At 51.9% G+C, this 19,132-nt stretch carries 12 protein-coding genes; 6 read left to right on the forward strand and 6 right to left on the reverse strand.

All coding sequences use genetic code 11. The annotated features are described in order from the left end of the window. Positions 1 to 19 precede the first annotated feature (19 nt). The 4 genes from FN037_RS12695 to FN037_RS12710 all read right to left on the reverse strand — a co-directional run bounded on the left by FN037_RS12695 (position 20) and on the right by FN037_RS12710 (position 5,087). A complete protein-coding gene (locus FN037_RS12695; protein ID WP_213799324.1) occupies positions 20 to 721 on the reverse strand; it encodes a DnaA inactivator Hda in 702 nt (233 codons plus the stop codon). 95 nt (positions 722 to 816) lie between these two features. Next, positions 817 to 2,106 (reverse strand): uracil permease, encoded by a 1,290-nt coding sequence (gene uraA, locus FN037_RS12700; protein WP_142502373.1) that lies wholly within the window; start codon positions 2,104 to 2,106, stop codon positions 817 to 819. A gap of 91 nt (positions 2,107 to 2,197) precedes the next feature. Continuing rightward, complete coding sequence (gene upp / locus FN037_RS12705; protein ID WP_138361073.1) at positions 2,198 to 2,824, reverse strand: uracil phosphoribosyltransferase; 627 nt, start codon at positions 2,822 to 2,824, stop codon at positions 2,198 to 2,200. Positions 2,825 to 3,656: 832 nt separating this feature from the next. Continuing rightward, on the reverse strand, positions 3,657 to 5,087 hold the full coding sequence (locus FN037_RS12710) for a 6-phospho-beta-glucosidase (RefSeq protein WP_142502374.1): 1,431 nt from the start codon (positions 5,085 to 5,087) through the stop codon (positions 3,657 to 3,659). A gap of 362 nt (positions 5,088 to 5,449) precedes the next feature. Between FN037_RS12710 and purM the strand changes: the two genes are divergently transcribed. From purM to ppx, 4 genes are all read left to right on the forward strand, one after another. Further along, positions 5,450 to 6,487: a phosphoribosylformylglycinamidine cyclo-ligase gene (gene purM / locus FN037_RS12720; RefSeq protein WP_138361071.1), complete on the forward strand. Its 1,038-nt coding sequence runs from the start codon at positions 5,450 to 5,452 to the stop codon at positions 6,485 to 6,487. Beyond that, entirely contained in the window at positions 6,484 to 7,125 is a 642-nt protein-coding gene (purN, locus tag FN037_RS12725) for a phosphoribosylglycinamide formyltransferase (RefSeq protein ID WP_138361070.1), read from the forward strand. Before purM ends, purN begins: the two co-directional genes overlap by 4 nt. A gap of 180 nt (positions 7,126 to 7,305) precedes the next feature. After that, on the forward strand, positions 7,306 to 9,366 hold the full coding sequence (gene ppk1 / locus FN037_RS12730) for a polyphosphate kinase 1 (protein WP_138361069.1): 2,061 nt from the start codon (positions 7,306 to 7,308) through the stop codon (positions 9,364 to 9,366). Between the two features lie 3 nt (positions 9,367 to 9,369). Continuing rightward, positions 9,370 to 10,908: an exopolyphosphatase gene (gene ppx / locus FN037_RS12735; protein WP_138361068.1), complete on the forward strand. Its 1,539-nt coding sequence runs from the start codon at positions 9,370 to 9,372 to the stop codon at positions 10,906 to 10,908. Here the strand turns inward: ppx and FN037_RS12740 are convergent. Continuing rightward, complete coding sequence (locus FN037_RS12740) at positions 10,905 to 13,166, reverse strand: EAL domain-containing protein (RefSeq protein WP_142502375.1); 2,262 nt, start codon at positions 13,164 to 13,166, stop codon at positions 10,905 to 10,907. The two genes, ppx and FN037_RS12740, sit on opposite strands and share 4 nt — an antisense overlap. 372 nt (positions 13,167 to 13,538) lie before the next feature. Between FN037_RS12740 and FN037_RS12745 the strand changes: the two genes are divergently transcribed. Beyond that, positions 13,539 to 13,730 carry a YfgG family protein gene (locus tag FN037_RS12745; protein ID WP_185929266.1) on the forward strand — a complete coding sequence of 64 codons (192 nt, stop codon included), beginning with the start codon at positions 13,539 to 13,541 and terminating at the stop codon, positions 13,728 to 13,730. A 455-nt stretch (positions 13,731 to 14,185) separates the two neighbouring features. Then, complete coding sequence (locus FN037_RS12750) at positions 14,186 to 14,407, forward strand: hypothetical protein (RefSeq protein WP_142502377.1); 222 nt, start codon at positions 14,186 to 14,188, stop codon at positions 14,405 to 14,407. Positions 14,408 to 14,938: 531 nt separating this feature from the next. Here the strand turns inward: FN037_RS12750 and FN037_RS12755 are convergent. After that, the gene (locus tag FN037_RS12755; RefSeq protein WP_142502378.1) at positions 14,939 to 19,036 is read right to left on the reverse strand and encodes a HigA family addiction module antitoxin; all 4,098 of its coding nucleotides are present in this window, start codon (positions 19,034 to 19,036) and stop codon (positions 14,939 to 14,941) included. Positions 19,037 to 19,132: the final 96 nt, after the last annotated feature.

A 19,132-nucleotide genomic window follows, 5' to 3' on the forward strand; every position in this document is an offset into this window, starting at 1 on the left:
TTAGAACGTCGCCGTGCAGTTAAAGCTTCAGGATCTCTTTCACAAATGGAATCGTCAGTTTGCGCTGGGCGGTAATCGAGGCACGATCGAGCTGATCGAGCGTCATAAACAACGAACGCATTTCGCGATCCAGTCGCTTAAGCAGGAAACGGCAGACGTCCTCCGGCATTTCGAAACCGCGCAGTCTGGCGCGCAGTTGCAGTGCCTGGAGCTTATCCTCATCCGACAGGGGTTGCAGTTTGTAGATTTGCCCCCAGTCGAGACGCGAGGCCAGATCCGGCAGCCCCAGCTTAAGCTGGCGAGGCGGCCGATCGCCGGTAATCAGCAGCCGGGTTTTCCCTGATTCAAGAATGCGGTTATAGAGGTCGAAGATAGCCATTTCCCACAGTTCATCACCGGCCACACATTCAATGTTGTCGATGCAAACCAGCGATAGCTGCTCCATTCCGTCCAGCACTTCCGGCACAAACCACGTCCGTTTATCCAGAGGAACATAGCCCACTGCATCGCCACGCTGGGAGAGTTCCGCGCAGGCGGCGTGTAATAAATGACTGCGCCCCGCCCCTTCGCGCGACCAGATATAGATATATCCGCTATGTTCCTGCCGCAGCACGTTCTGGAGGGCAGCAAGAAGAGAAGGGTTATCACCCGGCCAGAAACTTGCGAAAGTTTCATCATCGGGAAGATACAGTGGCAAAGAGAGCTGTGCCGGTGCGTTCAGATGGACCTCAACATAGGCTTGCAGAAAAACGCGAAGAGTTTAGCACAGAAATACGCAAGGAGAGAACCGGGCAGGCTCACCGCCCGGTATAAGGATCACGGTTTTGCGTCTTCACTGTCCGCGGCATCGAGGACAACCTCTTCCGGGCGCAAAACGCCGATCAGCCTGAAGATCAGGCTCAGACAGATACCGACAATGGTCGCCAGCGCCATACCTTTCAGCTCGGCGGCGCCAATATGCACTTTCGCGCCACTGACACCGATAATCAGGATAACGGAGGTGAGGATCAGATTCTGCGCCTTATTGTAATCCACTTTGGATTCAATCAGCACGCGAATACCTGATGCGCCAATCACACCATACAGCAGCAGGGAGACGCCGCCCATGACCGGTAGCGGAATAATCTGGATCGCTGCGGCCAGTTTCCCGACGCAGGAGAGCAAAATGGCGATGATCGCCGCCCCACCGATAACCCAGGTGCTGTATACACGGGTAATCGCCATGACGCCGATATTCTCGCCGTATGTAGTATTCGGCGTTGAACCAAAGAAGCCGGAGATCACCGTAGACAGACCGTTGGCAAACATCGAGCGATGTAAACCCGGATCGCGGATAAGATCTTTTTTGACGATATTGGCCGTCACCACCAGGTGGCCAACGTGCTCGGCGATCACCACCAGCGCGGCAGGTAAAATGGTGAAAATCGCAAACCATTCAAAACTTGGCGTGTAGAAGGTCGGTAGCGCAAACCAGTGCGCCTCAGCGATAGGCGTGGTATCGACTACCCCCATGACAAAAGAGAGCGCGTAGCCGACCAGTACGCCGATTAAAATCGGGATAATCGCCAGAAAGCCACGGAACAGCACCGAACCGAAGACCGTCACGGCCAGCGTCACCAGTGAAATAATGATGGTCTTGCTATCCGGCGATTGCCCTTCGGCAGGCAACAGACCGGCCATATTTGCCGCGACGCCCGCCAGTTCCAGGCCGATAACCGCGACAATTGCCCCCATCGCCGCCGGAGGAAACATCACGTCCAGCCAGCCGGTACCGGCTTTTTTCACCACAAAGGAGACAATACAAAACAGTACGCCGCACATGATAAAGCCGCCGAGAGCGACTTCGTAGCCCAGCGGCAGCAGAAGCAGAACCGGAGAAATAAACGCAAAGCTCGATCCAAGATAAGCCGGGATTTTACCTTTGCAGATGAAAAGGTATAACAGTGTACCAATGCCGTTAAACAGCAGTACCGTGGCCGGATTTATATGAAACAGAACGGGCACCAGTACCGTTGCGCCAAACATGGCGAACAGATGTTGCAAACTAAGCGGGATTGTCTGTAAAAGTGGTGGTCTTTCACTCACCCCGATAGCACGGCGCGTCATAGCATTTTCCTCTGAGAGTCGTTTGTTAGTTGCTGTGTGTTTTATTCAAAAAAAAGCCGACTATCAAAGTCGGCTTTTTTTACTTCATCATTTACTTGGTACCAAAGATCTTATCACCGGCATCGCCGAGCCCCGGAATAATGTATCCGTGCTCGTTCAGGCCCTGATCAATCGACGCGGTGTAGAGTTCCACATCCGGATGAGCTTTCTCCAGCGCGGCAATGCCTTCCGGTGCAGCCACCAGAACCAGCACCTTAATGCTGTTACAGCCTGCTTTCTTCAGCAGGTCAATGGTGGCGATCATTGAGCCGCCGGTTGCCAGCATAGGGTCAACCACCAGCGCCATGCGTTCGTCGATATTGGACACCAGCTTCTGGAAATAGGGCACCGGCTCAAGGGTTTCTTCATTACGGTAGATACCCACGACGCTGATGCGCGCGCTTGGGACGTGCTCAAGCACGCCGTCCATCATGCCCAGACCTGCGCGCAGAATCGGCACCACAGTAATTTTTTTGCCTTTGATCTGCTCAATGTCTACCGGGCCGTTCCAGCCTTCAATGGTGACTTTTTCCGTCTCCAGATCGGCGGTCGCTTCATAAGTCAGTAAGCTGCCCACTTCTGAGGCGAGTTCACGGAAGCGTTTGGTGCTGATGTCGTGCTCACGCATCAGCCCCAGCTTGTGTTTGACGAGTGGGTGTTTCACTTCCACAATCTTCATTCTCTTTCTCCTCTGAAGGGCAACCACAAAAAAAATCGCGGGATTATACCGCTTTTTCCCTTTTGCGCCATAGCCGATATGTTTGACCCCGATCAAGCAAAATGCTTTACGCTTCCTGAGGCAGTATAAACGAAATAAAAAAAAGCCCCGCCAAAAGCGGCAATGCCGTTCACTTAAGCAAACCATTGGTGTTGCCTTTTGTTTTATTTGCCTGTGGCAATCGCATTATCGGTGGTTTAAACGAAAATCTGATTCGATTGATTCACTTACTGAGCTGATACGGGCTGAATGAAATATAAAGGATATAACTTTTTTTATGATTTTCAGCCTCTGAAAAGCCCCTGACGAATAACGGACTCACCGCATGGGGGTTGGGCGCATCAAGGAAAGCCTCGCGAGAACGCAGGCGCGCATCCATGACTGGCCGCCAGGACGGTGGCCAGAGGGCGGGTCGAGACAGGACAAAATTGCCGGGAGCAATTTTGAACAGCGCTTGCGCTGGCCCTGGAAGGGCGAGTCCCGCCCGGTCCGCCAGATGAAGCCGGAGTGGAGCGAACCGCGCAGCGGCAGGTTTTCAGCGCCATGCCGGGGGGGCAGGGGGACGGGCGAAACGTCCCCCTGCCCGTTCACACGCTGTGGATATAACGAATATCCGCGAATTTATAGTGAACGGAACAGGCCACTAAGCCAAAATGGGTGAAAATGAAAAATGCGTCATGTTCGCCAGAACCACCGATTAACGGAACCGCTCAGCCAGCCATAAATACAACTGACAGCCCTTAACTGACCAGCATTGCGCCAAAAGCGGGGCCGTATAAGGCTTTGCGACGATTTACAACCTCTCGCCGTTGCTGGCGATAACCTGCTGATACCAGGCAAACGATTTCTTGCGGCTACGCGCCAGCGTACCGTTGCCCTCATTGTCTTTATCGACATAGATAAAACCGTAGCGTTTTTTCATCTCGCCAGTACCGGCGGAGACCAGGTCGATGCAGCCCCACGGGGTATATCCCATCAGCTCTACGCCATCTTCAACAACCGCCTTTTTCATCTCAGCGATATGCGCGGCGAGATAGTCAATACGATACTGGTCATCCACCGAACCATCCGCTTCACGCACATCAATGGCGCCGAAGCCATTCTCAACAATAAACAGCGGCAGTTGATAGTGATCCCAGAACCAGTTCAGAGAGTAACGCAGGCCGACAGGATCAATCTGCCAGCCCCAGTCTGACTTCTGTACATACGGGTTAGAAACCAGGCTGGTGGTTTCATCATAATCCAGTTGCGGATTGTCATCGGTCGCTTTGGTGGCGAACGACATATAGTAGCTAAAGCCGATATAGTCGACGCGGCCCTCGGTCAGCGCCACGCGGTCCTCTTCGCTCATATCCAGCGCAAAACCGCGACGCGCAAAGTAGTTCAGCAGATGTTGCGGGTATTTGCCGCGCACGTGAACATCGGTGAACCAGTAGCGACGATGCATGGCGTTCATCGCCATCATCATGTCGTCTGGCGCGCAGCTCAGCGGGTAAATCGGACACATGGCGATCATGCAGCCAATCTGCAGTGACGGGTTAATCTCGCGAGCCGCTTTGACCGCCAGCGCGCTGGCGACCAGCTCATAGTGCGCCGCCTGGTACATCACCGGCTCACGATCTTCTCCCGGCAGAAACTTCAGTCCCGAGTTGGTGAACGGCGCAAAATCTTCATGGAAATTAGCCTGGTTGTTGATCTCATTAAAGGTCATCCAGTACTTCACTTTATGCTGATAACGGGTAAACACAACCCGCGCAAAACGAACAAAGAAATCAATCAGCTGACGATTACGCCAGCCGCCGTATTCCGTCACCAGATGGTACGGCATTTCAAAGTGGGAGAGCGTAATCACCGGCTCAATGCCGTGCTTCAGACACTCATCGAACAGATCATCATAAAACTGTAGCCCGGCTTCGTTGGGCTCTAGCTCATCTCCTCGCGGGAATATACGCGTCCAGGCAATAGACGTCCGAAAGCATTTAAAACCCATTTCGGCAAACAGCTGAATGTCATCTTTATAACGATGATAAAAATCAATTGCCTGATGATTGGGGTAATTTTTCCCGGGCAACACGCCATCGGTGATTTCGCGCGGTACACCGTGCGCGCCCGCGGTCATGACATCGGCGACGCTAACGCCTTTACCCCCCTCTTTCCATCCGCCTTCCAGCTGATGCGCGGCAACCGCCCCGCCCCACAGAAAACCTTGTTTAAATCCAGACATGCTCTCTCCCTATGCGCAGCGGCCGCTATGCGCCTCTGCTGCTGATTAAAAGGGTAACTGACATCCGCCTGAGCGCCTCATTACGCCATTTTTAACGCCGTATCGCTGATATCGCATTCGCGGTTTATCTGCGTCATACAGCATGCGACAAAAACAGAAACCGGTTTCAGTGGCATAATGATCATTCGTGTACACCGTAGCAAGCGGAAGAATGTACCCGGTTTCATTTTCGTGAACAGTATCAAATTTGTACACTTAGCCGTCGTTTTGTATTGACTGCAAAGCAGGCTCGCAAACGTTTGCTTTCCCTGTTAGAATTGCGCCGTTTTTTATTGCTACCGCAAACGCGTGGAGACTTCGCAGTGACCGATAAAACCTCTCTCAGCTATAAAGATGCCGGCGTGGATATTGATGCAGGCAACGCTCTCGTCGACCGTATTAAGGGCGTGGTGAAGAAAACCCGTCGCCCGGAAGTGATGGGTGGACTGGGCGGATTCGGCGCACTGTGCGCGCTGCCGCAGAAGTATCGCGAGCCGGTACTGGTTTCCGGCACCGATGGCGTTGGCACCAAGCTGCGTCTGGCGATGGACCTGAAGCGTCACGACACTATCGGTATCGACCTGGTCGCCATGTGCGTGAACGATCTCGTGGTTCAGGGCGCAGAGCCGCTGTTCTTCCTTGATTACTACGCGACCGGAAAACTGGATGTCGATACCGCAGCCAGCGTGATCAACGGCATTGCCGAAGGTTGCCTGCAATCAGGTTGCGCGCTGGTGGGCGGTGAAACGGCGGAGATGCCGGGCATGTACCATGGCGAAGACTACGACGTAGCAGGTTTCTGCGTTGGGGTAGTAGAAAAAGCGGAAATTATCGACGGCAGCAAAGTGGCCGATGGCGATGTTCTCGTCGCACTGGCCTCCAGTGGCCCGCACTCCAACGGCTACTCTCTGGTGCGCAAAATTATCGAAGTCAGCGGCGTTGACCCGCAAACTACCGATCTCAACGGCAAGCCTCTGGCCGATCACCTGCTGGCACCGACCCGTATTTATGTGAAACCGGTACTCGACCTGATTGCCAACGTTGACGTGCACGCCATCGCCCATCTGACCGGCGGCGGCTTCTGGGAAAATATCCCGCGCGTTCTGCCGGACAACACTCAGGCGGTTATCGATGAGTCCTCCTGGCAGTGGCCGGCGGTGTTCAAGTGGCTGCAAACGGCCGGAAACGTCAGCAACCATGAGATGTATCGTACCTTTAACTGCGGCGTCGGCATGGTTATCGCTCTCCCGGCGGAAGCGGCCGATAACGCAATCGCTTTCCTGAACGACAAAGGTGAAAACGCGTGGAAAATAGGTTATATCAAAACCTCAGATTCCGAACAGCGTGTGGTTATTGAATGAAAAACATCGTGGTGCTGATTTCCGGTAACGGCAGTAATCTGCAGGCCATTATTGACGCCTGCGCCCGGAAAAAAATCAACGGCACCCTGCGTGCAGTCTTCAGCAACAAAGCCGAAGCCTTCGGCCTGGAGCGCGCTCGCGCGGCGAATATTCCGGCTCATGCGCTCTCTCCCGGCCAGTTTGCCAGTCGTGAAGCCTTCGATCGTGAACTGATGCACGAAATTGATGCTTACGCGCCGGATCTGGTGGTGCTGGCCGGCTATATGCGTATTCTGAGCCCGGCATTTGTCGCGCACTATCAGGGGCGTTTGCTGAACATCCATCCTTCCCTGCTGCCGAAATATCCGGGGCTGCACACCCATCGTCAGGCGCTGGAAAACGGTGATGAGGAGCACGGGACATCGGTGCATTTCGTGACTGATGAGCTGGACGGAGGCCCGGTGGTGCTGCAGGCGAAAGTGCCGGTCTTTACTGAGGATACCGAAGACGAGATTACCGCCCGTGTACAGGCTCAGGAACACGACATCTATCCGCTGGTCATCAGTTGGTTTGTCGACGGTCGCCTTCGCGCGGTAGGGAATGAAGCCTGGCTTGATAAGGTCAAACTGCCACCGCAAGGCTACGCCGCTGACGAGTAACCCACCGCCCTGCGCTTTATCCACGCGGGGCTTTTTTTTGATTAAAATCGCTTAACAATCAATCATATTGAAGAGTATTGTTCTTCTTACTGTCATATTATTGTGACACAGTGGATCGCTATGCGGAAAATTTCGTCATAATAGTCTACGTCCTGTGAGTTAAACGGAGTGTGAGTTGTAATGGGCCAGGAAAAGCTATACATCGAAAAAGAACTCAGCTGGTTGTCCTTTAACGAGCGTGTACTTCAGGAAGCGGCGGACAAAAGCAATCCGCTGATCGAGCGCATGCGCTTTTTAGGCATTTACTCCAACAATCTCGATGAATTTTATAAAGTCCGTTTTGCCGAGCTGAAGCGGCGCATCATCATTAGTGAAGAACAAGGTATTACCGCCCACTCTCGCCACCTGCTGGGTAAAATTCAGACGCGCGTATTGAAGGCCGATCAGGAGTTTGACAGTTTATATAACGAGCTGTTACTGGAAATGGCGCGTAACCAGATTTTCCTGATTAACGAGCGTCAGCTTTCGGTTAATCAGCAGTCATGGCTGCGTAACTACTTCAAGGTCTACCTTCGCCAGCATATCTCGCCAATCCTGATCAACCACGAAACGGATCTGGTACAGTTTCTGAAGGATGATTACACCTATCTGGCCGTTGAGATCATCCGCGGAGAAACGATCAATTACGCGCTGCTGGAGATTCCGTCAGACAAGGTACCCCGTTTTGTGAACCTTCCGCCGGAAGCGCCACGTCGCCGTAAGCCAATGATTCTTTTAGATAATATTCTGCGCTATTGCCTCGATGATATCTTTAAGGGCTTCTTTGATTACGACACGCTCAACGCCTACTCAATGAAAATGACGCGTGATGCCGAATACGACCTGGTGCACGAGATGGAATCGAGCCTGATGGAGCTGATGTCCTCCAGTCTGAAACAGCGTCTGACCGCCGAACCGGTGCGCTTCGTCTATCAGCGCGATATGCCTGACGCGATGGTCGAAATGCTGCGCGATAAGCTCTCTATCTCCAACTACGACTCGATGCTGCCGGGCGGACGCTACCACAACTTTAAAGATTTTATTAGTTTCCCGAATGTTGGCAAAGCCAACCTGGTTAACAAGCCGATGCCGCGCCTGCGCCATCTGTGGTTCGATAAGTTCCGCAACGGCTTTGATGCGATTCGCGAACGCGATGTGCTGCTCTACTATCCGTACCACACCTTCGAGCACGTGCTGGAACTGCTGCGTCAGGCCTCTTTCGACCCGAGCGTGCTGGCTATCAAAATCAACATCTATCGTGTCGCTAAAGATTCGCGAATTATTGATTCGATGATCCACGCCGCCCACAACGGTAAAAAAGTAACCGTAGTTGTGGAACTGCAGGCGCGTTTTGATGAAGAAGCCAACATTCACTGGGCCAAACGTCTGACCGAAGCCGGCGTGCACGTTATCTTCTCCGCGCCAGGGTTGAAGATCCACGCCAAGCTGTTTCTCGTTTCCCGTAAAGAAGGGGATGAAGTCGTCCGTTATGCGCATATCGGTACCGGCAACTTCAACGAAAAAACCGCCCGTCTCTACACCGACTATTCATTGCTCACCGCCGATGCGCGGATCACCAATGAAGTTCGTCGGGTGTTTAACTTTATCGAAAACCCCTATCGCCCGGTAAGCTTCGACTATTTGCTGGTATCACCGCAAAACTCGCGCCGACTGCTGTATGAAATGATCGACCGTGAAATTGCTAACGCGCAGAATAGCCGGCCATCAGGCATTACGCTGAAGCTGAACAACCTGGTTGATAAGGGGCTGGTGGATCGTCTGTACGCGGCCTCAAGTTCCGGCGTCCCGGTGAACCTGTTGATTCGCGGCATGTGCTCGCTGATCCCCGGTCTGGAAGGCATCAGTGACAATATTCGCGTGATCAGCATCGTTGACCGCTTCCTTGAGCATGATCGGATCTATAGCTTCGAAAACGGCGGCGATAAGCAGGTCTGGTTATCGTCCGCGGACTGGATGACGCGCAATATCGACTATCGTATCGAAGTCGCCACGCCGCTGCTGGATCCCCGACTCAAACAGCGCGTGCTGGATATTTTAGATATTCTGTTCAGCGATACGGTAAAAGCGCGCTATCTTGATAAAGAACTGAGTAATCGCTACGTGCCGCGCGGCAACCGCCGTAAAGTTCGCGCACAGATGGCGATATACGACTACCTCAAATCACTTGAACAGCCCGATTAACCTATGCCAATAAACGAAAATGCCCCCCGGCCACAAGAGTTTGCTGCGGTCGACCTCGGTTCGAACAGTTTTCATATGGTGATCGCCCGTGTCGTCGACGGAGCAATGCAGATCATCGGTCGTCTGAAGCAGCGTGTACATCTGGCTGACGGTCTGGATGAAAATTCTCTCCTCAGCGAAGAGGCCATCAAACGCGGGCTGAACTGTCTGTCGCTGTTTGCCGAGCGCTTGCAGGGGTTCGATCCCTCAAGCGTCTGCATTGTCGGTACTCATACGCTACGCCAGGCAACCAACGCGGCGGAATTTCTCAAGCGCGCCGAGCAGGTCATCCCCTATCCGATTGAAATTATCCCCGGCAACGAAGAAGCGCGTCTGATTTTTATGGGCGTGGAGCATACGCAACCGGAGCGAGGCCGTAAGCTGGTTATTGATATCGGCGGCGGTTCTACCGAACTGGTCATCGGCGAAGATTTTGAACCCCGTCTGGTGGAAAGCCGCCGGATGGGCTGCGTGAGCTTCTCCCAGGTTTATTTTCCTGGCGGCGTTATCAGTAAAGCAAATTTCCAGCGCGCGCGCCTGTCAGCCGTGCAAAAGCTGGAAACGCTGGCCTGGCAGTTCCGTATTCAGGGCTGGAACGTCGCCCTCGGCGCATCCGGCACCATCAAAGCCGCGCATGAAGTGCTGGTGGCGATGGGCGAGAAAGATGGCGTTATTACCCCGGAACGCCTCGAAATGCTGGTTGATGAGCTATTGAAATACAAAAATTACGACTCGCTGAACCTGCCGGGATTATCGGAAGATCGTAAGGCCGTGTTTGCTCCCGGCCTGGCAATTCTCTGCGGCGTATTCGACGCGCTGGCGATTAAAGAGCTGCGTTTGTCCGATGGCGCGCTGCGCGAAGGCGTGCTGTACGAGATGGAGGGCCGGTTCCGTCATCAGGACATTCGTAGCCGCACCGCACAAAGTCTGGCCAACCAGTACAATATCGATCGTGAGCAGGCGCGGCGGGTACTGGAGACAACCACCCATATGTTTGAGCAGTGGCAGGAGCAAAATCCTAAGCTGGCTAATCCGCATCTGGAGGCGCTGCTGAAATGGGCAACCATGCTACATGAAGTCGGCTTAAATATTAATCACAGCGGAATGCATCGCCACTCGGCTTATATCCTGCAAAACAGTGATCTGCCGGGCTTTAATCAGGAACAGCAAATGCTGATGGCGACGCTGGTCCGCTACCATCGGAAAGCCATTAAGCTGGATGATTTGCCGCGTTTTACGCTGTTTAAGAAAAAGCAGTTTTTGCCTTTGATTCAGCTTCTGCGCCTTGGCGTCCTGCTGAATAACCAGCGTCAGGCGACGACAACGCCGCCGACCCTCACGCTAAAAACCGAAGCCAACCACTGGACGCTGGTGTTCCCCCATGACTGGTTCAGCCAGAATGCGCTGGTACTGCTCGATCTGGAGAAAGAGCAGGAATACTGGCAAGGCGTTCCGGACTGGTTGCTGAAGATCAGCGAAGAAAAACCTGACGCCGAGGGTTAAGTCATCCCCGATGGGCCGCCCCCCGGCCCATCGCTATCAGCAGGCATCACCAGCTTCTCAAGCGGGACAGGCTTGCCAATATCATCACCCTGCATATAGTCAATCCCCAGCGAAATTACCGCCTGACGAATTTCTGGCGTGTCGACATAATCGGCCACCACCTGCATATTGTGCATTCGCGCAACAAGGCAAATGGATGCGACGGTCTGATAGATAAGACTACTGCTCAGTAGATTACGAATAAAACCACCGTCAATTTTCACCAGATCCGCATTGATCATTTTCAGTTGCGCGTCGCTGGAATAACCGCGGCCAAACTCATCCATCACTACGCGACAGCCCATCTCCTGCAAGTGCGCCTGCGTATTCCGCGCCCGTTCCGGGCTGCCCCGAAAATGGTTTTCAGTCAATGCAAAAATAAGCTGCCAGGGCTCAATATCGTAGCGGATCAGCAGCATTTTCACCTGCCGATGAAAGTGGCTATTGTTCACGGAAAAAGGCGAAACATTCATGATCAGGCGTATTCCCGGCAGAGTATTACGCTGCCTGTCCATAAATGCCAGAGTACGCTCCAGAACCCAGCTATCAATACGCGCTGAGAGACCCAATTCCTCTGCTACCGGCAAAAAAGTCTCCGGCATAATGATCTCATCATTGTCATTCCGCACCCTGAGCAGGACTTCATGATAACTGTCGCCGCGGATACCAACTATCGGCTGGGCCATCAGCAGAAATCGATCCTGTTCCAGCGCTTTCATCAGTTGATTCATCATTGTGATTTTATTTTTTAGCTGCTGCTGCAAATTGATCGCGCCACTGCGCTGTAAATTTTCCGGCTCCCCGGTAGCCAGCGAGAGATCGGTCACGCTGTTGAGTTCACCAAGCAGCAAATGCAGACGGCTCACCGGAGAGTTGACGCTGCAATAGCTCACTCCCACTGGTGGTTGTAATGGCATATCATTCCAGACAAAGCGAAACGTTTGAATCCGCTCATATAACAAGGGGATTCGTTGATGATGACCTTCGCTGTTGAGGCGGATCGCCAGCCCATGCCCGGTCATTTGATAGATATCTTCCCCCGGCTGTAATAACTTGCTGAGCACCCCGGCCAGTTGCTGTTTGTACTGAACGGGCAGCAGAATGCCGTAATGATGCCCCAGTATTTCCAGCCCCGGAATACGTAAAAGGCACAGTACCGACCGGGGTGTGTAATTGAGTTCGCGGCTCAATGCGCGCAAATTAGGCAAGTTAATCGTCCGATCCAGTAAAGCCATCCGCCGCCTGTGCGAGCAAATTGTTCGTTGTCGCGTCGCCAGCATCGACATATAAATAATAATAAAAGAGAACACCAGATAGCTGGAAGAAGTTATAGCCAATTGGTTATTATAAGTCAGAGATAACGGCAGGTATTGATAATGAAAGTGAATAAGAACAATGAGAACTGGCAACCAAATTAACGAAATAACGTAACAGCCGAAGCGTATTGCCCCCCATAGTATGACCAGCATAAGCCATGACAACGTATAATATGTATTAAGAATAGTACTCGCACGACTTAACGGCATTAATAGTAGAATGAATAACATGCATAGCGCCGCAGCCCATAAAAAGATCTCCGGGAACGTTACTTTCGGATCACTTTGCAACCTGATTTGAGAAATAACCCCGCGGATATACGGTGGATGCCGGATGATACGAATTAAAAAATAACACAATATTCCCCCGGTTAAACACCCCACCATCAAAGCCTGAAACGTGATGAGCGAATGCAAACTTAAAGGGTTTATCTCCATCAGGTGCATCGCCTGCGGCTGAATACCAAGACACTCAGCGAGTTGCCAGAGAATAAGAAAGATACCAGATGGCATAAACACCTGCCAGAAAAGCCGCTGAGGCATTGCTCCTGGGTGACAAAGTGAAATTTGCTGCCTGCGTGGCACAAAAATATGGTATCCGCCCCGGCATAAAACTGCCGGAATAAGAAAATGGAAAATGACGCAAATGGAATTTTCCAGCGTCATACCGTGCGTAATGGAAAGTAACAAACCGAGAATAATGCCTGGCAACGAAGCCCAGCCAAAAAACATCATCAGGCTGAGTACCATTGCCAAGGGTAAATAGTAAAGATAGACGTCTCTCCCCTCCAGCAATACGGTGGTATTGGCCCATCTTGACATGGGGAGCAGAACAACGGGTAAGACGAACGGCAGCGCCCACCATTTATCACGATATTGCCTGTAAAGTTTAATTATCTTCATTGATGTTATACGGATATCCCTAAATCCCACCTCAAAATAGTCGGGTGGGCATCTAACCAGCCATCATAATCATACCAGGGTTAACAACGCGGAACTGGCTGGTGATTTTAGTTATCAACGACGACAGACGATTGATATAAATCAATAAATCGCCTGGCCTATATTGATAACGCCCTGTTTTTTAGCATCTGCTCGCTATAAGCAGAAAATATGTCAATACAACAATTCTCTTATATAAGATTTGGTAATATATTGAACAGCGGATTTTTGCCTTCTCATCAATTGACCCTTCCGCTTTCCTGTGCCTTAATACGCACATCGCCCATTCGCCGGGTATACTTGAAGGAACCTTTTGTGAGTCAGGCACCCAGTATGCGTAAACGACATCGATTTAACCGTCGCATGACCCGTATCGTACTGCTTATCAGCTTTATCTTCTTCTTTGGACGCTTTGTCTACTCTTCTATCGGTGCCTGGTATCATCATCAGGACAAAAAGCAATCACAGCAATCAACCATCACCGTTGAACCTTCCGATCCAGCAAAAGCACCCGCGCAAAAATAAACGGGCAGCTGTCCTGATGCCGCATCACGTCTGGCGGCAATGATGCCATTGATTCCTCGCGATACCGGGCAGAAGACTGTAAACCGTCAATACAGTACAACCAGAATGGTACTCCGAAGATACGGTTACAAACTGACAGCTGGACCATAAAATCGGGCTGGATGATGGATGACAAAGTGTCCGACCGTGAGGGTGACATTATCGAACACCAGGCGGCAATTGTTGACTATGCCGCCTCCGGACAGAGAGCATTACGTTTTCCTGACTGAATACAGTGGTGCGATTCCTTGCCTTTTATTTTCTCCGGCATGGTCACATTTATCCCGACTGTGTGCATTAAAGTCTGGAACGATGGAATTGATAGCTAATTTTAATCTGAAATCTGCCGATATCTGAAATAAAATATCTCTCAACTTCAACTGACAGACCTTTTGAAATCGATGACCATGGATAACATGCTAACCTTTGCCGTTGCTGCCTTCTGTTCGCTTTTATTGACCAATGGAATTGCTGCATTTCGAACGATCATCAAGGCCACGCACGAAGAGAAATATGAGAAAATTCAGGTAGGTAATATGAATATGACCATGCGTCGTTATATGGCAGGAGAAGGCGTAGGCTATACTCTGACATCAGCAGTAACCATTATGGCGTGGTTATCTTTTATTACCGGTTAATCAATACATTAGAAATAACTCAGCTCATCCCAGAGCTTCATCCTGACAGACACCATGAACAGCGTTATAATTCGTGCCTGAACAATTTGTTCTGCAACTCGAATTATCTGGCGCATAACTATTATTGACTGATAAATATCCTGTTTGGTCATTTTCCGCTTATCCCCATGCTCATTGAAAATACTTGATTTTCAACGGCAGAGGATCATATTACCTGCCATAAAAGATTTCATCATTGGCCAACAAAAAGCGAAACTTGAGCATCTCCATGCCATTACCCGCGACGGATGTGTTCGCAGCTGGATTTAAAACTATTCTTCTGGCCCCTGAAGACCAGGCGTAAAAAACCCTCTGCAAAACAGAGGGTTTCATTCAGCCATTAAAATCAGTCATAGAAAATTGAGGGAAATCATTCCCACTCTATTATCAATAGAGTGATATTTCCCTTACACATCAAAAACATGAATATCACCAACATCATGATACCATGGAGAATACCATGAAGTATAAGCCACAGCCATATTCTCCCCTTTAATGCCTTAACCGACGACGGATACCGGCTTCAGTATCGTGTTGCTCAGCTTCACGCTCATACGTATTGACCATCGACATCAGCAACGATGACGCCACGAAGGGATGCGTAAATTGCAAGGTGTCGGCCCAGGCGCGATACTTGTCTGCAAGCTCCCGCTCCTGACCACCGCCTTCCCCGCGCCAATGAACGCCGCGCGCGTTGTATAAACCCGTATGTGCGCCGCTGCTGATGTCCTCAGACCGTAGATCCTCCATCACATCGCGAACAGCTTCGTTCGGCCACGCGCCATCCTCGCCAGCCGGTGCGTTAGAGAATAGCTTTCCAAGGCACACGTCCGCGATCTCCGCGCGGTCAAGTTCAGCACAAGACCGCCTTACCGTTGCAACCCATTCTGCGAGCTTTTCCTGCTGTTCCTCTTTAGTTGCTTTATCTTGACCAGGGATACGTTCAATGGCTTCAAGGAGGCGGTACCCGCGCTGTGCCATATGCTCGCGACCTTCTGTAATGCGAAACTCGGCGGGATCTTCGCCACGATCCTTGCGCTTATAGGCCCACACTACAGCCTGCACGAATAGTTCAGGATGTTCCTCAATGTAGCGCTCAAGGTTTGGAATCTGCTGCTGGTCTCCCCCTCGGAAAGAGCGAGCCAGAACCTCTAAATATGCGAATTCCAGTCCAGCTTTTTCCTCTAGAGTGAGGTCTGAGTTGCGATTGAGAAGCTGGAAGGCGCGCCGCACATCGTAGTCGTGCAGCTGGTACTCCCCAGCTTTATCCTGACTATTTTTCGCCATGGCAGATAGAGTCTGCACTAGGAGAGGTGGGTGTATTTCTTCAAGCTTGAAATGTATTGATGCGAAGGCTGCCCTCGGACGTTCGACTTCAAGCAGGCGGCGAACGCTCTCATTGTTTTCCTCAGGCGAGTCAAAAACATATTGTGGAACTACTTCAACCCAGTAACGACTCCGAGCTTCAGCCGAAAGTTGATCTACAAGCCCCCACGTAGAAGCCCGGTAAGGTGAAAGCAACAAGAGACGGAGCGTTTCCTCTTCGACCACTTTATCCCGCAGGCCCGCATATATGGCCTTTCTCCTATCCTCGTCCAACGACCAGAGCGCGCCGGCGACAATGCCATCACGACCCGAATAATTTTCTGCCGGACGCAGGCATTGCAAGATCAAATCTTCAATCTGCTCGTCGGTAAGTATGCCGGACACCAGGTGAGCACCGATTTGGCGTTGGGAATTTCCTTTTTCAGAGAGTGCGAGAATGCCCGGAATACCTCGTTCTTGCACAATGTCTGTCAGGGCTTCAACGCGGAGCTTTTCTATGCGTTGCTCACGCGCTCGGAAGTCCATCTCGTCTCCTGCGAGTTCGTCTGCCGACTCCTCAACCCATCCCTGCCGAAACAGCCATTCATACTTATTCACAATGTCCTTGGGCTGCAACTCCGCATAGACTGCCTTGGCTTTCTCCGTCAGGCTCGCTTGGCCTTCCTCATTGACCTTTTTACGCCCCCGGCGAGAGAGAACAGTCACACGAATTTTCTCGCGGATCTTCGCAACTTCCTCGTCAAGCGCGCCCGAGTTGCGCCACTCGTCGATAATCTCCCATACGCGCGCCTGATCCTCCGCCGCGAGTGCATGCAGCCTTGACACAAGGTCGCATAACATCTCGACAGTGTAGGACGGCCTGCTTAGCGCGACTTTTACCATCTCTCTGACGAATGCATGGATTGGTCCCCATGTTTTGAAAGGCTCCCCAAACCCGTAGCCGTCAGGACGCCACTTCGGCTTATGGCTATAGCCGCCGACGCCACTGCCGTAATCACCGAACTGCTGGAGGCAAACCCTCCACCCGACCGCCGGGTGCTTATCCAAAAGCATGCTGACCGCCTTCAGGCGCATCTCGTGGTTTGCCGCCGTCTGCGGCATCCATGCACGAAGAATGGAACCAAGCGATTCGATAGGCTTATTTGCCCAGTTATCGTTAATCTCTACCTCAGAAAGCTGGCCCAGAATCTTCACTACCCGCGGAAAGGTGGTCGGATTCCAAGCAAGTCCTTCGAGAGCCCAAAGCAGTCCAGTGCGCGGACATGAGCCAAAAACCCCGGTATCGGTAGGCCTCAGCAAGCCCATGACTTCGGACTTTTCTGCTCGCAGATCACGCTCGATGATATCAAGAAACTCGGCGGGAGCAGCTTCTGCATAAAGTGGAAGGTCGCGCCCATTAGCCTCTAGCTTTCTAGTCGTTACAGGCACAAGAAGATCACGCACGATTTTCGCGGCTTCAAATTCCCCATCAAAGCCAAGGTGCTTCCCGAAGAGATTCTTGCCGTACACAGCCAGCAAAACCAAAGTCTCGGAAACGCCTTCTCGCACAGCCCCCGAGAACTCTCGTCTTTTGCCATGAATGGCCGCCGCCCAACGATCTTTCTCGGGCAAGTCGAGGGCAGGATCATCTTCACCCAGTACAGTCCGCGCAACGTCAAGAAAGCGGTCAAGATCAGCCTTGGAGACCGTGCCCGCAATTGCGAAGAGGGAGTCGATTTTCGAAATCACCCCCCGATACCCACCAATTGACCAGACTGGAGAATCGTTGAGCCGCAACAAATCAAGAATGCGCTTTTCCAACACCTCAAAAGGTGCCTCAGCCAGATGGGACAGGATAGTTTGATCCGCCTTGTTCTGAGCGTCCCATGCGCCGACAAGAACAAGCGGAACAATCCCCGATGCGATTCTTGGATCTTCAGCCCAAGCAGGTGTGTGGATTGCCGGAATATTCGAGAGTTGACGTCGAAGAACCGTCAACGAACGCCCCGAGGCGTTAGTTAGTTTCGCTATGTCATCGCGCGATTTTCCCATCGCTTCCAGAGCTTTAGTGAACGGCTCGAACCCGAGCGGCTCCAACACGACATGAGGCTCCACGCTAGTAGCATTGCGGGGATAAACAACAATGGTTCGCAGCGATGTGCTGTAGGGCCCAAGCTCACGCTCCACTTCCCGCGTATGGGCTACTGCAATGAAATCGGTAGTGCCTTGGGCGAGTTTCGGGAGTACTCCTGCCTTGTCAAATACCAACACCCGATCCCTATACTGTTCAAACTCGGGGGGGGCCAAGACTTGATTTAAAAACGCCAGCGCCTCTTCAACGGAGTCAGCCGCTATTACTAAGGGATTCGCATCGTCTTTCGCCAGGAAGGATTTGATCTTGCCGTTCCACGCCTCATTCGCCGTAGTAAAAAGAGAAGGATGAAGCGCGGGGGCCGCTACGTTTGCCCAATCGCTCCAGCAACGCTCTAAGGTTCTGACACCATTAGAAGGACGATCCGTCTGGTTCGCAAACCAGGTCTGGGCCGCGAGTGATTGCTCCATCCACTGCTCAAGATCACTGGCGTCGTATGCACGAATGTCTTTCCAAAGCTTTTTGCTCTTCATATCCGCGACCCAGGCCGTCTTACCCGGCCACCGCCTTGGAGTGACAAAGACAAACGTAATATTTGCCCTTTCAGCGCTCTTGATAGCCCGGACGCTTTTTGCAAAATCCCCGTCTGCCTTGGCCTTGATGTCCGCGGTGACACCGAACTCCCACCCAGAGGCACCAGAAGGTATCCAAGGTGTGCCGGAACTGGCCTCAATGAAGCCATCCCAGCCGGCACGCTCGGCATCGTCGTTACCGGGGAAATCTACTTTCTGAAGATCACGTCCCGTGGAGTGAATGAGCGTTCGCAGCAGCACCGACAGCTTAGTGCGCGCAAGAATTGTCGTTGTGAACCAATTTACGAGATCGTTGGCTTGGACATTTAAAAAAGGGGGCACGTAAGTACGCGCCTTTTGAGCTGCGCCTGCCGTTTTATCACCCTGCGCGTCATATTCTGTCTGCAAATCGAGAATGGCCTTGGCGGAAATCCCGAAAGCACGTTCAAGACGTGCTGCCATATCGGGCGTTGCAGATACCTTCCCATTGAGAAAATTCGATAGGCCCGGGCGGCTAACGCCGATCAACTTCGCCACCTCAGTAACCGTGAGCCCACGAGGATCAAGGACGTTTTTCCGAACATAGGAACCGGGATGAAGGGGGAGGGAATCATCAGTCATGGTCGCTGCCTCTATGTAAAGTGTTACGTTACACTTTACACATTAAGTTCAAAAACGGTTCATTGCAATGTCTTTATGCAGCTCTTCCCGTAATCA

The sequence above is a fragment of the Klebsiella sp. 2680 genome (assembly GCF_900198535.1).
In the GTDB taxonomy this organism is placed as follows: domain Bacteria; phylum Pseudomonadota; class Gammaproteobacteria; order Enterobacterales; family Enterobacteriaceae; genus Klebsiella; species Klebsiella indica.

What these genes read in the sequence shown, in the direction of transcription:
- FN037_RS12710 (WP_142502374.1), bottom strand. Translation starts at nt 5,087, where the DNA reads ATGTCTGGATTTAAACAAGGTTTTCTGTGGGGCGGGGCGGTTGCCGCG.
- FN037_RS12755 (WP_142502378.1), bottom strand. Translation starts at nt 19,036, where the DNA reads ATGACTGATGATTCCCTCCCCCTTCATCCCGGTTCCTATGTTCGGAAA.
- ppk1 (WP_138361069.1), top strand. Translation starts at nt 7,306, where the DNA reads ATGGGCCAGGAAAAGCTATACATCGAAAAAGAACTCAGCTGGTTGTCC.
- FN037_RS12745 (WP_185929266.1), top strand. Translation starts at nt 13,539, where the DNA reads ATGCGTAAACGACATCGATTTAACCGTCGCATGACCCGTATCGTACTG.
- upp (WP_138361073.1), bottom strand. Translation starts at nt 2,824, where the DNA reads ATGAAGATTGTGGAAGTGAAACACCCACTCGTCAAACACAAGCTGGGG.
- purN (WP_138361070.1), top strand. Translation starts at nt 6,484, where the DNA reads ATGAAAAACATCGTGGTGCTGATTTCCGGTAACGGCAGTAATCTGCAG.
- FN037_RS12740 (WP_142502375.1), bottom strand. Translation starts at nt 13,166, where the DNA reads ATGAAGATAATTAAACTTTACAGGCAATATCGTGATAAATGGTGGGCG.
- ppx (WP_138361068.1), top strand. Translation starts at nt 9,370, where the DNA reads ATGCCAATAAACGAAAATGCCCCCCGGCCACAAGAGTTTGCTGCGGTC.
- FN037_RS12750 (WP_142502377.1), top strand. Translation starts at nt 14,186, where the DNA reads ATGCTAACCTTTGCCGTTGCTGCCTTCTGTTCGCTTTTATTGACCAAT.
- uraA (WP_142502373.1), bottom strand. Translation starts at nt 2,106, where the DNA reads ATGACGCGCCGTGCTATCGGGGTGAGTGAAAGACCACCACTTTTACAG.